Origin of the sequence: Corynebacterium belfantii, assembly GCF_041898185.1 — a bacterium.
Taxonomy (GTDB): Bacteria; Actinomycetota; Actinomycetes; order Mycobacteriales; family Mycobacteriaceae; genus Corynebacterium; species Corynebacterium belfantii.
Window position 1 is genome coordinate 1,116,820 of sequence record NZ_CP157823.1, and the last position, 16,649, is coordinate 1,133,468.

The window sequence follows — 16,649 nt, forward strand, 5'->3', positions numbered from 1 at the left end:
AGCGGTTGTGTCTTGGTTGAACTATTCCCAGTGACTCCTTGACTGCTGATCACGCAACGAAAGGACATCTGTGACTAATACAGATAACGGCGCACAGCGTAATCTCGCTGCTCTGCGTTTGCCCGAACTGCGCAAAATTGCCGCAGAAATGGGCCTGAAAGGAACGTCCGCCCTGCGTAAGGGTGATCTAATTGCGGCTATTAACGGTACCTCTGCCGCTCATTTAACGTCTGTGGCCCCCTCGGAAGAGAACAAAGCAGATGCACCAAAGAAGGAACGTCCAGCACGTCGTCGTGCGACTAAGCACGTTGCCCAAGATGCTGGTTCCGAGTCAGCACCAGTGGTAACAGAAGTTGCTGCGCCTACAGAACAGAATCCTGCGCCAAAACCAGATAAAGAAGCTCCAGCTGGTGAGTCCGAGCGTCAGCCACGCCGTCGTCGTGCAGTAAAGACATCTGTGAAAACTACGCAGGAGGAACCTACTGAGGTTCGCGTAGCAGAAGCTACTGACAAGTCCTCTGAAGAGCAGTCTGCTGAGGCAGGTTCTGAGGATAAAGATAACAACCACTACGAGTCTCGTTCTGCCGCTCGACGTGCCCGTCGTAACCGTGCTCGTCGTGAGCAGCGCGAAAACAATCGCCCTGGCACTAAAGATGAGAGCGAAGCATCTCAGCCAGAAAATGAGAACTCTCGCAACGACGTCGCACCAGAATCCACTGAGGTAGCAGACAACAGCAACGAGCAAGCTCGTTCTGATCAAGCTGATCAATCCACCAAGTCGGACTCCAACGACAATGGTCGTGAGGACAACCGCCGTGGCAACCGCCATGAGCGTGGGGAGCGTGGCGATCGTAACGATCGTGGGGACCGCAATCGTCGTAATCGTCGTAACCGTCGTGGCCGTGACCGCGATGACAACCGTGATAATCGCGAAAATAACAACAACGAACCACGTGAAGATGAAGTCTTGCAAAATGTTGCAGGCATTTTGGACATCGTGGACAACAATGTTGCTTTCGTGCGTACCTCCGGCTACCACGCCGGTGCTGCTGATGTCTACGTGAACAACCAGATGATTCGCCGCTTGGGGCTGCGTTCTGGCGACGCAATTGTGGGCCAAGTTCGTATGAATGGCGAAAACAACCACGGCGGACACAACCGTGGCCGTAACCGCCAGAAGTACAACCCATTGGTACGCGTTGATTCAATCAACGGAATGACGGTGGAAGAAGCAAAGGCACGTCCTGAGTTTGCCAAACTCACCCCGTTGTACCCCAACCAGCGTCTGCGCCTCGAAACCGAGCCTAAGGTTTTGACTACCCGTGTGATCGATTTGATCATGCCGATTGGTAAAGGTCAGCGTGCTTTGATCGTGTCTCCTCCTAAGGCTGGTAAGACCACGATCCTGCAAAATATCGCGAACGCTATTGCTACCAACAACCCAGAGTGCTACCTCATGGTTGTTCTGGTGGATGAGCGTCCGGAAGAAGTTACCGATATGCAGCGCTCTGTGAAGGGCGAAGTTATTGCGTCGACCTTCGACCGTCCACCAAGCGAGCACACCGCTGTTGCAGAGCTTGCTATTGAGCGTGCGAAGCGCCTCGTGGAGCAGGGACAGGATGTTGTTGTCCTCCTAGACTCCATTACGCGTCTTGGCCGTGCCTACAACAACAGCTCGCCTGCATCCGGCCGAATTCTCTCCGGTGGTGTAGACTCCAACGCGTTGTACCCACCAAAGCGTTTCCTTGGTGCGGCTCGCAACATCGAAAATGGTGGATCTCTTACGATTATCGCCACGGCCATGGTCGAGACTGGTTCTGCCGGCGACACCGTGATATTCGAGGAATTCAAGGGCACCGGTAACGCCGAGCTGAAGCTGGATCGTAAGATCTCTGAGCGCCGTGTATTCCCAGCTGTCGACGTCAACCCTTCGGGTACCCGTAAGGATGAGTTGCTGCTGGCTCCGGAAGAAGCTCGCATTATGCGCAAACTCCGCCGTATGCTTTCTGCCTTGGATAATCAGCAGGCTATCGATTTGTTGATCAAGCAGCTCAAGAAGACCAAGTCCAATGGTGAATTCTTGATGCAGGTAGCAAGTTCTGCGCCGATGGCTGCGGATGCTGAGGAGGACTAATGTCTCAGGTTTCTGCAGTTGACGACATCGTCTCGGAATACCAGGGCATCGAAGCCCAAATGGCTGATCCAGAGACGATGGGTGACCAAACGCTATTCCGTAAGCTATCTAAGCGTTATTCGGAGTTGCAGCCCATCATCAACGTAAACAACAAGTTGGTGCAGGCTCGTGACGACCACGAAGCCGCTGAGGAAATGGCTTACGAGGATAAAGAGTTCGCCGCTGAGGCCGAACGCCTTGCCGAAGAAATCGTTTCTTTGGAAGAACAGCTCGCTGACCTGCTTGCACCACGCGATCCTCACGATGGTGATGACATCGTGATGGAAGTCAAAGCGGGTGCCGGTGGTGAAGAAGCTGCACTTTTCGCTGGTGAACTAGTGCGTATGTACCAACGCTACGCGGAAAAGCATGGTTTCACGGTCGAGGTTCTGGGCTTGTCCGAATCTGATTTGGGTGGCGTCAAAGACATGACCTTGTCCATTCGCTCGAAGACTCCATCTCGTGATGGTGCATGGAGTGTGTTCAAGTTTGAAGGTGGCGTGCACCGTGTGCAGCGTGTGCCTGTCACTGAGTCTCAAGGCCGCATCCAAACATCGGCAGCAGGTGTACTGGTCTACCCTGAGCCCGATGAGGTAGCTGAGGTCGAGATCGACGACAAAGATTTGCGTGTCGACGTCTACCGTTCCTCGGGTAAAGGCGGTCAGGGCGTGAACACCACAGACTCCGCTGTGCGTATTACACACCTTCCTACAGGGTTGGTCGTGACCTGCCAAAAGGAACGTTCGCAGATCCAGAACAAGGCTCGTGCTATGCAGGTGCTTGCTGCTCGTCTTCAAGCTATAGCAGAAGAACAGGCGGAAGCAGAAGCAGCTGAGGGTCGCGCTGCACAGATTCGTACCATGGACCGCTCGGAACGAATCCGTACCTACAACTGGCCAGAGAACCGCATCTCGGATCACCGCATTGGATACAAGGCCAACAACCTTGACTCTGTACTCAACGGTGATCTTGATGATCTGTTCTCTGCGTTGCAGGCAGCAGAGCGTGCCGAGAGGCTCGAGGCGGAATAGCCACGTGCTAGCTCAGGCATTACACAAGGCGGAGGCCATTCTCGCTGAGGCGGGGGTGGCCTCGCCGCGTAACGACGCTCACCTTATGGCGGCGCATTTACTGAACTGCAAACCTATGGAGTTATTCCTTAAATGCGATCATGATGTTCCAGAGCACTTCTGGGAATGGGTTGAGCGAAGGAAAAACCGTGAGCCACTCCAACACATTCTCCAAGTGGCGTGGTTTGGCCCATTGGAACTTCATGTGGGCCCAGGTGTTTTTATTCCGCGTCCAGAAACTGAGGTGCTAGCCGATTGGGCAGTTCGTCATACTGACTCCAAGGACGTCGTGGTCGATTTATGCACTGGGGCAGGGGCGTTAGCAGCTTACATCGCACACGAACATCCTGAGTGCTCGGTATGGGCTGTGGAACTATCTGATGCAGCCATGGCATTTGCTCGTAGAAATCTTCCTGACCGAGTCCATCTGGTTCAAGGTGACGTTACAGATCCAGAGGTCTTAGATCACCTCAGTGGGGCAGTGGATCTCCTCGTGAGTAATCCACCCTATGTGCCATTAAGTAATGATTTAGAGCCCGAAGTGTACCAAGACCCCAGTATGGCGGTGTTTTCTGGTGATTCGGGAATGGACACTATTAACGCCATGATTCCGGTGATTCATCGGCTATTGGCACCTGGTGGACTTGTGGGCATCGAGCATGATGATTCAACGTCTGAGCAAACGCAACATGCGCTCAAAGATCATGGTGGATTTAGCAACATTGAACCGCTGAAGGATCTCACTGGACGCAGTAGGTTTGTGGTTGCGAGTAAGATTCCCTAAGAAGTGGCTTCAAATGCATATCTTTGTTTTGAAGCGATGCAGAACAATTAGCATCCCCCGTAGCATCGAGGGACCGAAAACTATCGAGAAGAGAAAGACTTTCGAACGTGGGCAGAATCTTTGACTGCAGTGACGCGGAAACTCGTGAAGCTGGCCTCCAGCAAGCCATCAGTACTGTAAAAGATGGCCGACTAGTGGTCATTCCCACCGATACGCTTTATGGAATCGGTTGCGATGCTTTTGATAACACCGCAGTTGCAAAACTCCTAGAAACGAAGCACCGTGGCCCCGATATGCCAGTACCAGTATTGGTTGGTAGCTGGGATACAGCTCGTGGATTGGTGCACAGCTATTCCGATCAAATGCGAACACTCATTGAGGCGTTTTGGCCAGGTGGGCTGAGCATCGTTGTGGAGCAGGCTCCAAGTCTGCAGTGGAACCTCGGCGATACCCGTGGCACTGTGATGCTGCGGATGCCGTTGCACCCAGTTGCCATTGAACTTTTGCGTGAAACAGGTCCGATGGCGGTATCTTCTGCGAACATTTCTGGCCAGACTCCACCCACCACTGCTCAAGAAGCACAGCGTCAGTTGGGTGACAATGTAAGCGTTTATCTTGACGCTGGTGAGACGCCGGTAGGAACTGCGTCGACAATCATTGACCTGTCCGGTGAACATCCGCGAATTCTTCGTGAAGGCGCGATCTCAGCGGAACGAGTCGCAGAAGTGTTGGAAGTCGACGTGGAGACGCTTCGATAGATGGGTGCTGGTGCCGGTGTTGCCGGTGTACCCATGCGTGAGCTTGCGCTGATCATTCTCGTTGCAGCTTCGCTGACGTTTTTGACCACGGGGATAGTTCGCTACACTGTGGTCAAAAGCGGGCGAATGGGTGAAATCCGTGAGCGAGATGTCCATACCCAGCCCAAGCCGCGTCTTGGTGGTGTGGCGATGTTTTCTGGTTTTATCGGCGCAGTATTCTTGGCCGACCAGCTTCCAGCCTTGACTAGAGGGTTTAAGCCGGTCACACCGGAGATGAGCGCCGTTTTCTGGGCCGGTGCGATTATCGTCATCGTGGGTATTCTCGATGATCTGTTTGAGCTGGACGCGATTACTAAACTTGCGGGTCAAGTTCTAGGTGCGGCCGTCATGAGCATCTTGGGACTTACATGGACTTTGGTCTATCTGCCTTTAGGTGGTGGCTCGACGCTTGTTCTTGATCAGGTGGTATCGACCTTGGTCACGGTGCTGTTTACAGTCACATTGATTAACGCAATCAACTTTGTGGATGGCCTCGATGGTTTGGCCGCTGGTTTGGGCATGATCGCTGGTTTATCTATCTTGTTGTTTTCTATGACGGTTCTCCATGATCAAGGTGGCATGGTATCGGCATATCCACCAGCAATTATTGCGGCTGCCCTCGTAGGCATGTGCGCAGGATTTTTGCCGCACAACTTTGAGCCGGCTCGCATTTTCATGGGTGATTCTGGCTCTATGCTCATCGGATTATTGCTTGCGGCAGCGTCAACGTCGGCTAGCGGCAAGATCGATATGAGCCTGTACGGCACAGTTGACGTAATCGCCTTGATGTCTCCGATCATTGTGGTGATAGCGGCAGTCTTTATTCCGATGCTTGATTTGGTGATGGCCATTGTCCGGCGTGTTCGCAAAGGAAAATCACCGTTTTCTGCCGATAAGATGCATCTGCATCACCGGCTATTGTCTTTAGGGCATACGCATAGGCGGGTCGTGTTGGTGCTTTATCTTTGGGTGTCCGTGGTCGCTTTTGGTGCGGTTGCGTTCTCGATTGTTCCCCCCGTTTTTGCCACCGTAGGTGTGATTACGGCTATCGTGTTCGCAGTACTTGCCAGTAGGGGGCCAGTCATACGCGCCCAAAAGGAAGCGCATCGTCGTGAACGTCCACTCTCATAGACTTAAAGGAAAATTTCGTGATTACATCTGACCAATCGAACGCTTCGCAGTTCGACGACCACCGCAGGCCGTTATTACGAGCGCTCAAATTTGGAACCGTAGCATTGGTGGCAATCACTATAATTTCACTGATTTTATGGGGTCGGTTCCGTGATTTGCCAGGAATCTGGGGAGTAGTGCTCGGTGCTGCTGTTGGCGGTGGATTTGTCCTTCTCACAGTTGTGAGCGTCTTGGTAACGTCTAATACGTCTGCAGCGACGACGGGGGCAGTGGTGCTCGGTGGATGGCTTCTTAAGCTCGTCGCATTGCTTATTGTGCTCATTATCCTGCGTGGAATGGACTTTTATGATCCAGTGGCCTTCGTAGTTACGACCATTATCGCGCTCGTTGTTGTGCTTGGAACGGAGGTATGGGGGGTTATTACGTCGCGGGTGACGTATGTTTCGCCAGAGAACATATAGTGCGATAGGGGGTAAAAATCATACAAATGAGGTCTAGGAGACATAGACCTCATTTTTGTTTTTTGTCATACTTAATCGGCGCCAGAAAAATTGCCGTTAGTGTGTTCCTTGCTGCACGTTTATACCTGTTTAGGGGCGTCGGGTGGGGGAGGTGGGTACCCCTACATGCGTTTTGTGATCGAGGTAACAAAATTGCATTTTGCCCGCTAAAGGGCGGTGTTTGAATGATGGATCCACAAGGGGAAACTATCCCCCCGACGCAGGTGGGAATTTCACATTGATGCCTGATAGGGTATTTCGCGGGTTGTTTGAGTAGATCATTTTCGGTTTCTCAGGCCATGTCCCCTGCGATCATCATGCTGATGTGCGACGGAGTCCGTGATGATTGCAGAGAGTTTTCAGACGTCCATCGCACCGCATGCTTGATCTCAGGTATATGCGGCCCGAAACTGGGAGAGAACGCTGAGCGTTACAACTTTGGCCATGAAGGGCGAGTTTCACGCGCCCTCCTTGGATCACGAATTTTTCCCGGATCCCATCTGGTTCGCCGATGTGGCGAACGGTTGGTTCACAATCGACCGTCTGATGTTCGTCCGCCTGCTTATGGCGTTGGTTCTTGTAATCTTCTTCGCAGTCGCTATGCGTAGCCCGAAGCTTGTTCCTTCCGGCTTGCAAAACGTTGCTGAATACCTTTTGGACTTCGTCCGAATTCACATTGCAGAAGACATTCTGGGCAAGAAAGAGGGCAACCGTTTCTTGCCAATTCTGTCCACCATTTTCTTTGTGGTTTTGTTCTGCAACCTGCCTTCGGTCATTCCATTCCTGAACATTTCGCCAAACGCGCGCATTGGTATGCCGCTCGTTTTGGCGCTGTTCGGTTACATTGCCTTCATCTACGCAGGTGCTAAGCGCTACGGCTTCTTCAAGTATGTGAAGTCTTCGGTGGTTATTCCTAACCTTCCACCAGTTCTTCACTTGCTCGTTGTGCCACTCGAGTTCTTCTCGACATTCGTTCTGCGTCCGGCCACACTGACCCTTCGTCTTATGGCCAACATGCTCGCAGGACACATCATTCTGGTGCTTCTTTTCTCTGCCACGAACTTCTTCTTCTGGCAGCTGAATGGTTGGACTGCGCTGTCCGCCGTAACTTTGGTTGCGGGGATCGCGTTCACGCTGTTCGAGATGCTGGTGATTTTCTTGCAGGCGTACATCTTCGCTCTGCTTTCTGCCGTGTACATCGAACTGGCGTTGCACGCCGACGAACACTGACCCCGCGGACCCGCGGATCGCAATCTCTACATTATTCATATTGCCTAGTAAATAACTGGGCGCCTAGAAAGGGAACGACACTCTCATGAACGAAGTCATCCTTGCTGCTTCTGACACCGCAGTCTCCGGCTCCATCGCAACTGTTGGTTACGGCATTGCTACCATCGGCCCTGGCCTTGGTATCGGCATCCTCGTTGGTAAGACTCTCGAGGGCATGGCACGTCAGCCTGAGATGGCTGGCCAGCTGCGTACCACCATGTTCCTTGGTATTGCATTCGTTGAGGCTCTCGCCCTCATTGGTCTGGTTGCAGGCTTCATCCTTTAATAACCGTCCGACACGAAAGCCGAGATTATGACGAACGTCATTAATTACCTCGCTGAAGGCGAGGCACAACCGCTGGAGGATCACCCTAGCGTGTTGCTCCCTGCGAGCTACGACATCGTCTGGTCGCTCGTCGTGTTCATTATCGTCCTGATCCTCTTCTGGAAGTTCGTTCGTCCGAAGTATCAGGAAGTCCTGACCGAACGTGAGGACCGGATTAAGGGTGGCATTCAGCGTGCAGAAGCTGCACAGGCTGAAGCAAAAGCTGCTCTTGAGAAGTACAATGCTCAGCTCGCCGAGGCACGTGCCGAAGCAGCAGAGATCCGCGAAGAAGCTCGTGCAAAGGGCAAGCAGATCGAAGCTGAAATGAAGGCAAAGGCCACCGAGGAGAGCAACCGCATCATCGAGTCCGGTGAGAAGCAATTGGCAGCACAGCGTGAGCAGGTTGTCACTGAGCTTCGTCGCGAGATGGGCCAGAACTCGATCAGCCTTGCAGAGCGTCTGCTTGGAGACCAGCTCTCCGACGACGTCAAGCGTTCCGGTACGATCGATAAGTTCTTGGCTGAGCTCGACACCGTATCTCCCGCAGGAAAGTGAGCACCATGCACGCAGCGAGCCGCGAAGCACTAGCACGCGTTACCTCTGACCTCGACAAGGCATTGTGGGAGGCCAAGGAAAACGCTATCGCTACTGCAGCGCACACTGGCGCAGAGCTTTTCGACGTAGTCGAGGTTCTGGATGGCGACCGCGCACTGCGCGTTGCTGTCGCAGATTCCGCGAAGTCTGCCGAACATCGCGCTGGATTGGTTTCTGCTGTGTTCGCCGGAAAAGTCAGCCCTGCGACGCTAGAGGTTCTCGTCACCTCTGCACGCGAACTGTGGTCTAACCCTCGCGAATTCCGTGATGGGCTGGTCACGTTGGGCCGCCGCGCACTTCTCCGTTCCGCTGAAGGTCAAGGACAATTGGGCCAGGTAGAAGACGAACTCTTCCGCCTCTCCCGCATTTTGGACAAGGAGCCAGAGTTGACTCTCTTGCTCGATGACCGCAGTACAGACGGTGCAAAGAAGCGTGAGCTGCTGGCGAAGGTGCTATACGGCAAAGTCACTGCTGTGACTGAAGCCCTTGCACTCCAGGTTATTGGACGTCGTGAGTCCAATGCGATTGACGATATTGATGCGCTATCTAAGGAGGCTGCTGCATTGCAAGGCCACTCCGTAGCACACGTCGTAAGCGCAGGACGTCTCAATGATGAACAAAACCAGGCACTGGCACAGAAGCTAGAGCGCATTTATGGTCGTGCGATGAGCATCCACTCTGAGGTTGATACCAGCCTCCTCGGTGGTTTGGTCATCCGAGTTGGCGACGAAGTTATCGATGGATCGACCTCGGGCAAGCTCGAGCGTCTCCGCGCGAACCTCGCGTAAGCCAACGCGACAACACAAAGAGAAATAATGCTGGAAGAAACTACCGAGAGCAGGAAGAACATGGCGGAGCTTACGATCTCCTCCGATGAGATCCGTAGCGCGATTGCGAACTACACCTCGAGCTACTCCGCGGAGGCCTCCCGTGAGGAGGTCGGCGTGGTCATTTCCGCAGCTGATGGTATTGCCCAGGTTTCGGGCTTGCCTTCGGTTATGGCAAATGAGCTCCTCGAGTTCCCTAGCGGCGTCATCGGCGTCGCACAGAACCTTGACACCGACCGTATCGGCGTTGTGGTTTTGGGTAACTACGAAATCCTTAAAGAAGGCGACGAAGTCAAGCGAACCGGCGAGGTCCTCTCGATTCCGGTTGGCGAGAAGTTCCTTGGTCGCGTCATCAACCCACTAGGCCAGCCAATTGACGGCCTTGGCGCTATCGAGGCTGAGGAACAGCGTGTCCTCGAACTGCAGGCACCTTCTGTGCTGCAGCGTCAGCCAGTCGAAGAGCCAATGCAGACCGGCATCAAGGCTATCGATGCAATGACCCCAATCGGCCGCGGTCAGCGTCAGCTGATCATTGGTGACCGCAAGACTGGTAAGACTGCAGTCTGCATCGACACCATCTTGAACCAGAAGGCTAACTGGGAGTCCGGCGATAAGAGCAAGCAGGTTCGCTGCATCTATGTTGCAGTCGGCCAGAAGGGCTCGACCATTGCTGCCGTTCGTCAGACCCTAGAAGAGCACGGTGCGCTGGAGTACACTACCATCGTTGCTGCACCAGCTTCTGATTCCGCAGGATTCAAGTGGTTGGCACCTTTCGCAGGTGCTGCATTGGGCCAGCACTGGATGTACCAGGGTAACCACGTCCTGGTTATCTACGATGATCTGACCAAGCAGGCAGAGGCATACCGTGCCATCTCCTTGCTGCTTCGTCGCCCACCAGGACGCGAAGCTTACCCAGGTGACGTCTTCTACCTCCACTCCCGTCTGCTGGAGCGTGCTGCAAAGCTCTCCGACGACATGGGCGCAGGTTCCATGACGGCACTTCCAATCATCGAGACCAAGGCAAACGACGTTTCTGCCTTCATTCCTACCAACGTGATCTCCATCACCGATGGTCAGGTATTCCTCGAGTCCGATCTGTTCAACCAAGGTGTTCGCCCGGCTATTAACGTCGGTGTGTCCGTTTCCCGTGTTGGTGGCGCAGCTCAGACTAAGGGCATGAAGAAGGTTTCCGGTTCGTTGCGTCTGGATCTCGCTGCTTACCGCGACCTCGAGGCATTCGCTACTTTCGCATCTGACCTCGATGCTGCTTCCAAGGCTCAGCTTGACCGCGGTGCCCGCTTGGTCGAGTTGCTCAAGCAGGCAGAGAACGCACCTCAGTCTGTTGAGCACCAGATCGTTTCCATCTGGCTTGCAGGCAACGGCCACTTCGATACCGTTCCCGTCGAAGACATCCGTCGCTTCGAGTTTGATTTGATCGATCACCTGCACGCTGCTGCACCACAGGTATTCGAGCAGATTGCCGGCGGTGCTCAGCTGTCCGAGGAATCCCAGGCTGCGCTCGTCGCTGCAACCGAGGATTTCAAGCGCACCTTCCAGACCACTGATGGCACCCCCGTGATTAACGAGCCAGAGGTCGAGGCATTGCCTGTAGACCAGGTGAAGAAGAACACGATTTCGGTGAAGAAGTAAGACGTTACAGTCTGAAAACGACCATCAAGGAAAAGAAGGGAGGCGAATGAACCATGGCAAATCTTCGTGAGCTGCGCGACCGTATCCGGTCAGTGAACTCCACAAAGAAGATCACCAAGGCTCAAGAGCTGATCGCGACGTCGCGCATCACTAAGGCTCAGGCTAGGGTAGAGGCTTCTCAGCCTTACGCCACTGAGATCCACAAAGTGATGGAGCGTCTCGCTGCAGCTAGCTCCCTTGAGCACCCCATGCTCCGCGAGCGTGAGGGTGGAAAGCGTGCCGCAGTCCTCGTTGTTTCGAGTGACCGTGGTATGGCTGGTGGCTACAACTACAACGTTTTCAAGAAAGCGGCAGAACTTGAAAAGCTGCTCGAAGAAAACGGATATGAAGTTGTTCGTTACGTCACCGGTAACAAGGGTGTTGGTTATTACAAGTTCCGTGGCCAAGAGGTTGCGGGTGCTTGGACCGGTTTCTCCCAGGATCCTTCTTGGGAAGAAACACACGACGTTCGTCGCCACCTCATCGACGGTTTCAACGCCAGCTCTAACGGCACCGCACGGTACCGCGATGGCTTGAACACCGATGAGGGCCAGGAAATCCAAGGCTTTGACCAAGTCCATGTTGTGTACACCGAGTTCGAGTCCATGCTGACTCAGACTGCACATGCACATCAGCTTTTGCCGATTGAGCCAGTCATCGAGACTGTTGAAATCCCAGAAGCAGATGGCATCTTGGATCAATCCGGCGAGCCGACTCCGGACGTTGAATTCGAACCAGACGCAGATACCTTGCTGGAAGCACTGCTTCCGCAGTACGTATCCCGCAGCTTGTTCGCAATGTTCCTCGAAGCTGCTGCTGCAGAGTCCGCATCGCGTCGTAACGCTATGAAGTCTGCAACTGACAACGCTACGGCCCTGGTCAAGGACCTATCGCGTGTTGCCAACCAGGCCCGTCAGGCACAGATCACCCAGGAAATCACAGAAATCGTCGGTGGCGCTAGCGCACTCGGCGATAGCGGAGAAAGTGACTAGATTATGACCACAGCTCTTGAAGAGCAGAATACGCAGCAGGCGTCCGTCGCCGGTCGCGTCGTGCGCGTCATCGGTCCGGTCGTCGACGTGGAGTTCCCGCGTGGCGAGTTGCCGGCACTGTACAACGCGCTGACTGTCGAGGTCACCCTCGAGGCAGTCGCTAAGACCATTACCCTTGAGGTTGCCCAGCACTTGGGCGACAACCTCGTTCGCGCTGTGTCCATGGCACCTACCGATGGCCTTGTCCGTGGTGCTGTCGTAACCGACTCGGGCAAGCCAATCTCCGTGCCAGTTGGTGACGTTGTTAAAGGCCACGTCTTCAACGCACTAGGCGATTGCTTGGATGAGCCAGGTCTCGGCCGCGATGGCGAGCAGTGGGGAATTCACCGCGATCCACCACCATTCGATCAGCTCGAAGGTAAGACCGAAATCCTCGAGACCGGTATTAAGGTCATCGACTTGCTCACCCCTTACGTTAAGGGCGGCAAGATTGGTCTTTTCGGTGGTGCAGGTGTGGGTAAGACCGTGCTCATCCAAGAGATGATCACTCGTATTGCTCGCGAGTTCTCCGGTACCTCCGTCTTCGCTGGCGTTGGTGAGCGTACCCGTGAGGGCACCGACCTCTTCCTCGAAATGGAAGAGATGGGTGTTCTTCAGGACACCGCTCTCGTGTTCGGCCAGATGGACGAGCCACCAGGAGTTCGTATGCGCGTTGCTCTGTCCGGTCTGACCATGGCGGAGTACTTCCGCGATGTTCAGCACCAGGATGTGCTTCTGTTCATCGACAATATCTTCCGTTTCACCCAGGCAGGTTCCGAGGTTTCGACCCTTCTTGGTCGTATGCCTTCCGCCGTGGGTTACCAGCCAACTTTGGCTGACGAGATGGGTGTTCTCCAGGAACGTATTACCTCCACTAAAGGTAAGTCGATTACGTCTCTGCAGGCCGTTTACGTTCCTGCCGACGACTACACCGACCCAGCTCCTGCGACCACGTTCGCTCACTTGGATGCAACCACCGAGCTTGACCGTGCAATCGCTTCCAAGGGTATTTACCCTGCAGTGAACCCGCTGACCTCTACCTCTCGTATCCTCGAACCAGGTATTGTAGGCGAGCGTCACTACGCAGTTGCACAGCGCGTGATCAACATTCTGCAGAAGAACAAGGAGCTCCAGGACATTATCGCCATCCTCGGTATGGACGAGCTGTCTGAAGAGGACAAGATCACCGTTCAGCGCGCACGTCGCCTTGAGCGCTTCTTGGGCCAGAACTTCTTCGTTGCTGAAAAGTTCACCGGCATCCCAGGCTCCTACGTGCCGCTGGCTCACACCATCGACGCATTCGAGCGCATCTGCAACGGCGACTTCGATCACTACCCAGAGCAGGCCTTCAACGGCTTGGGTGGCTTGGACGACGTCGAGGCTGCATACAAGAAGATGACCGAGAAGTAGAGGAGGCACGCACATGGCTGACATCACCGTGGAACTGGTTTCAGTAGAGCGTATGCTGTGGTCGGGAAAGGCCAGCATCGTTACTGCGCAGACCGTTGAAGGTGAGATCGGTGTGCTGCCCGGCCACGAACCATTGCTCGCCCAACTGGTGGACAACGGTGTTGTGACTATCCGTCCGGTCGACGGCGACAAGCTCGTCGCCGCCGTCCAGGGTGGTTTCCTCTCCATTTCTAAGGAAAAGGTCACCATTCTTGCGGAGTACGCTATTTGGGCTGATGAGGTTAATACCGCTGAGTCCGAGTCGCTTCTCCAGGCCGATGACGAAATTTCCAAGGCTCGTGCAGAAGCAGAGCTCAAGGCCGTACGTCGTAAGGCAGAGGCCTAGGAAAAGGGCACAAGCCCCTCTCCATTCGTAAGCCCCTGTGGGATTCTCAGCTTAAGTCTGGGAGAATCGCAGGGGTTTTCGGTGCACTTATATTATTGGGCTTCACTTTTAAAAAATGATTAAGTTTGTTCCCGCTGGTAACCGTAGTAAAATGTAAGATTAACTAGTTTTTCGTGCAGTTGTTTTAACTGTTCTGACATTCTTAGCCTCGCCGCAAGGAGCAATGTGATGAAGTTCGATATTGGTATTATCCTTCTCTTATTGGTCCTCGCCGTGCTGCTTGCTGTCGCTGTATGGCGTTTTTTATATGTGCGAAGTAGCGGCTCTGCTGTAGTTATTCGTGAGTTACCGTCTCCTAGTGGCCGACATTGGCGTCATGGATCCATGAGGTATCACGGCGAAGGATTGCAGTATTTCAAGCTCCGTTCCCTCAAACCTGGGCCAGATTTGGTCGTGGATCGCCAGCAAGTGGATTATTTGGGGGCACGCCCACTTGAAGATTCCGAAATTTTGTTGCTTAATTCCGATGCGACGGTTCACAAGATTAACTATTTGGCTCGAGATTATGAAGTAGCACTCGACAAATCTGCATCGATGGCTTTTGTTTCGTGGATTGAATCCGCTCCTAATCGACGTCAAGAACGGATCGACTACAACGCGTTGTACCGCAAAGTCGACCGGAATAAGCGTAAATAGCCCTAACACGATAGGGTATTGAGCATGCGTCTTGTCATTGCTCGTTGTTCTGTCGATTATATTGGTCGCCTCGAAGCTCACCTTCCGATGGCTGATCGTCTACTCATGGTCAAAGCTGATGGATCGGTATCTATTCATGCTGATGACCGTGCATACAAGCCTCTGAACTGGATGACACCTCCGTGTACGTTAACGGAAACAACGCATGAGGAACCAGAGACTGGTGAATCGATTCCGCTATGGATCGTTGAAAATAAAAAAGGTGAGCAGCTGCGTATCACGATTGAAGCACTGCACTCCGATATGTATTACGACTTGGGTGAAGACCCAGGGCTACAAAAAGACGGCGTTGAGGCGCATCTCCAAGAGCTTCTAGCTGAGCATATTGAAACGCTTGGCGACGGCTACTCGTTAGTGCGTAGGGAATACCCAACACCAATTGGCCCCGTCGATATTCTGTGCCGTGATGATAATGGTGGCGCCGTGGCCGTCGAGATTAAGCGTCGTGGTGGCATTGATGGCGTTGAGCAATTAAGTCGTTACCTTGAGCTGCTTAACCGTGATGATTTACTCGCACCGGTGGCAGGTGTATTTGCAGCCCAGTACATTAAACCGCAGGCTCGGACGTTGGCCGAAGACCGCGGAATTCGATGCGTCACACTTGATTATGATTCTCTGCGAGGCATTGAATCGACAGAACTGCGACTGTTCTAGTTAGTTTTGTGTGAGAGGTTGATCTAACGTGGGGCGAAGAAATAGAAGAGCAGTGCCGGAATTACGCGCTTTACCGCGAGATGGTGCAACTTACTACGGAACTCAAGTTGTAGAGGGTCCGCAGTGGACTAATGGTGAACTGTACTTGATGCGGCATATGGGCTCGCATGCTGCCGTGAAGTTCTACGTATGCCCAGGATGTCATCAAAACATTCCTCCGGGAATTGCGCATATCGTGGCGTGGCCCAAAGATTCTGTCCGGGGCGCTGACGATCGACGCCACTGGCATCGTTCATGTTGGGAACGTCGCTAATAAACAGCTAATGCAAAAGAGCGGCCGGTATCCCCTTGTAGTCAAAGGGATACCGGCCGCTCTTGGCTAGAACCGCTTTACTTCTGTGGCTCGGTGAGCTCTAGGAGGACGCCGCCGGCATCCTTTGGGTGAACAAAGTTAATACGAGCGCCAGCGGTGCCGTTCTTTGGTTCTGGGTAGAGAAGGCGAACGCCCTGAGCTTTGAGGTGCTCAGAGAGCGCGTCGATGTCTGAGGTGCGCAGGCACATTTGCTGCAAGCCTGGGCCCTTCTTATCGATGAACTTAGCAATGGTGGATTCTTCGTTCAATGGAGCGAGAATCTGAATCATTCCATCGGTTTCCTTGAGGTTCTTAGGGCCAATCATGGCCTCATGAACGCCTTGCTCCTCGTTAACCTCATCGTGGTGGTTAACCCAGCCGAATGCAGAACGGTAGAATTCGACGGCTGCGTCGAAGTCTGGAACTGCGATGCCTACGTGGTCTAGGCAGATAACGAGCTCGTGTGGAATATCAATGGCTGAAATATCGGTACTCATGGTTTCCAACTTTAGCTACATCGACTGCCATGTGTGCGGATTTTGTGCATTCAAACCATATTTGGAGTGTGAGACTATGCTCATTGACATGATTCTTGCATTTTCTGTAGCACCTACCGAAACCTCAAATAACAAGGCAGAAATGGCTGATGTAGTAGCAGAGGCCATCCGAGTTGTTCGTGAATCTGGTCTGCCAAATGAGACAAATGCCATGTTTACTTTGATCGAAGGGGAGTGGGATGAAGTTATGGCTGTGGTGAAGAAAGCCACCGACGCTGTTCTTGCTGTGTCTCCACGGGCAAGCCTTGTTATTAAGGCAGATATCCGACCAGGTTACACAGGGCAATTGCAACAGAAGGTAGCGTCGGTGGAGCGTGTGCTTGCAGGGGATTCGGAGAGCTAAAC

19 protein-coding genes are annotated in these 16,649 nt (G+C 53.5%); 18 read left to right on the forward strand and 1 reads right to left on the reverse strand.

Going from position 1 to position 16,649, the window contains the following annotated elements:
- Positions 1-70: 70 nt before the first annotated feature.
- The 17 genes from rho to ABMV07_RS05825 all read left to right on the forward strand — a co-directional run bounded on the left by rho (position 71) and on the right by ABMV07_RS05825 (position 15,708).
- Positions 71-2,134: a transcription termination factor Rho gene (gene rho / locus ABMV07_RS05745; RefSeq protein WP_088267518.1), complete on the forward strand. Its 2,064-nt coding sequence runs from the start codon at positions 71-73 to the stop codon at positions 2,132-2,134.
- Positions 2,134-3,204, forward strand: coding sequence for a peptide chain release factor 1 (gene prfA / locus ABMV07_RS05750; RefSeq protein WP_088267517.1), 1,071 nt, complete (start codon positions 2,134-2,136; stop codon positions 3,202-3,204). The genes rho and prfA overlap by 1 nt, the downstream gene beginning before the upstream one ends.
- Before the next feature lie 4 nt (positions 3,205-3,208).
- Positions 3,209-4,027, forward strand: a complete 819-nt coding sequence (prmC, locus tag ABMV07_RS05755; protein ID WP_196977474.1) for a peptide chain release factor N(5)-glutamine methyltransferase — start codon at positions 3,209-3,211, stop codon at positions 4,025-4,027.
- 107 nt (positions 4,028-4,134) lie between these two features.
- Positions 4,135-4,785 carry an L-threonylcarbamoyladenylate synthase gene (locus ABMV07_RS05760; RefSeq protein ID WP_088267515.1) on the forward strand — a complete coding sequence of 217 codons (651 nt, stop codon included), beginning with the start codon at positions 4,135-4,137 and terminating at the stop codon, positions 4,783-4,785.
- Complete coding sequence (locus ABMV07_RS05765) at positions 4,786-5,955, forward strand: MraY family glycosyltransferase (protein WP_196977473.1); 1,170 nt, start codon at positions 4,786-4,788, stop codon at positions 5,953-5,955.
- Positions 5,956-5,972: 17 nt separating this feature from the next.
- A complete protein-coding gene (locus ABMV07_RS05770; RefSeq protein ID WP_088267513.1) occupies positions 5,973-6,416 on the forward strand; it encodes a hypothetical protein in 444 nt (147 codons plus the stop codon).
- Between the two features lie 483 nt (positions 6,417-6,899).
- On the forward strand, positions 6,900-7,685 hold the full coding sequence (gene atpB / locus ABMV07_RS05775) for a F0F1 ATP synthase subunit A (protein ID WP_003851089.1): 786 nt from the start codon (positions 6,900-6,902) through the stop codon (positions 7,683-7,685).
- 85 nt (positions 7,686-7,770) lie between these two features.
- Positions 7,771-8,010 carry an ATP synthase F0 subunit C gene (locus ABMV07_RS05780; protein ID WP_088267512.1) on the forward strand — a complete coding sequence of 80 codons (240 nt, stop codon included), beginning with the start codon at positions 7,771-7,773 and terminating at the stop codon, positions 8,008-8,010.
- 27 nt (positions 8,011-8,037) lie between these two features.
- Positions 8,038-8,604 (forward strand): F0F1 ATP synthase subunit B, encoded by a 567-nt coding sequence (locus ABMV07_RS05785; RefSeq protein WP_088267511.1) that lies wholly within the window; start codon positions 8,038-8,040, stop codon positions 8,602-8,604.
- A gap of 5 nt (positions 8,605-8,609) precedes the next feature.
- The gene (locus ABMV07_RS05790) at positions 8,610-9,431 is read left to right on the forward strand and encodes a F0F1 ATP synthase subunit delta (protein ID WP_088267510.1); all 822 of its coding nucleotides are present in this window, start codon (positions 8,610-8,612) and stop codon (positions 9,429-9,431) included.
- A 60-nt stretch (positions 9,432-9,491) separates the two neighbouring features.
- Positions 9,492-11,120 carry a F0F1 ATP synthase subunit alpha gene (gene atpA / locus ABMV07_RS05795; protein ID WP_088267539.1) on the forward strand — a complete coding sequence of 543 codons (1,629 nt, stop codon included), beginning with the start codon at positions 9,492-9,494 and terminating at the stop codon, positions 11,118-11,120.
- A 53-nt stretch (positions 11,121-11,173) separates the two neighbouring features.
- The gene (locus tag ABMV07_RS05800) at positions 11,174-12,151 is read left to right on the forward strand and encodes a F0F1 ATP synthase subunit gamma (protein ID WP_088267509.1); all 978 of its coding nucleotides are present in this window, start codon (positions 11,174-11,176) and stop codon (positions 12,149-12,151) included.
- Between the two features lie 3 nt (positions 12,152-12,154).
- Positions 12,155-13,600, forward strand: a complete 1,446-nt coding sequence (gene atpD, locus ABMV07_RS05805) for a F0F1 ATP synthase subunit beta (RefSeq protein WP_003851105.1) — start codon at positions 12,155-12,157, stop codon at positions 13,598-13,600.
- Between the two features lie 13 nt (positions 13,601-13,613).
- Positions 13,614-13,985 carry a F0F1 ATP synthase subunit epsilon gene (locus ABMV07_RS05810; RefSeq protein ID WP_088267508.1) on the forward strand — a complete coding sequence of 124 codons (372 nt, stop codon included), beginning with the start codon at positions 13,614-13,616 and terminating at the stop codon, positions 13,983-13,985.
- A gap of 228 nt (positions 13,986-14,213) precedes the next feature.
- On the forward strand, positions 14,214-14,681 hold the full coding sequence (locus ABMV07_RS05815; RefSeq protein ID WP_088267507.1) for a DUF2550 domain-containing protein: 468 nt from the start codon (positions 14,214-14,216) through the stop codon (positions 14,679-14,681).
- Positions 14,682-14,705: 24 nt separating this feature from the next.
- Positions 14,706-15,395 carry an endonuclease NucS gene (gene nucS / locus ABMV07_RS05820; RefSeq protein ID WP_088267506.1) on the forward strand — a complete coding sequence of 230 codons (690 nt, stop codon included), beginning with the start codon at positions 14,706-14,708 and terminating at the stop codon, positions 15,393-15,395.
- Between the two features lie 28 nt (positions 15,396-15,423).
- Positions 15,424-15,708, forward strand: coding sequence for a hypothetical protein (locus tag ABMV07_RS05825; RefSeq protein ID WP_088267505.1), 285 nt, complete (start codon positions 15,424-15,426; stop codon positions 15,706-15,708).
- A gap of 77 nt (positions 15,709-15,785) precedes the next feature.
- Here ABMV07_RS05825 and mce read toward each other — a convergent pair whose 3' ends face one another.
- Positions 15,786-16,244 carry a methylmalonyl-CoA epimerase gene (gene mce, locus ABMV07_RS05830; RefSeq protein WP_003851112.1) on the reverse strand — a complete coding sequence of 153 codons (459 nt, stop codon included), beginning with the start codon at positions 16,242-16,244 and terminating at the stop codon, positions 15,786-15,788.
- 88 nt (positions 16,245-16,332) lie between these two features.
- On the opposite strand from mce, the gene ABMV07_RS05835 reads away from it, so the two are divergent.
- Positions 16,333-16,647 (forward strand): thiamine-binding protein, encoded by a 315-nt coding sequence (locus ABMV07_RS05835; protein ID WP_162495029.1) that lies wholly within the window; start codon positions 16,333-16,335, stop codon positions 16,645-16,647.
- Positions 16,648-16,649 lie beyond the last annotated feature (2 nt).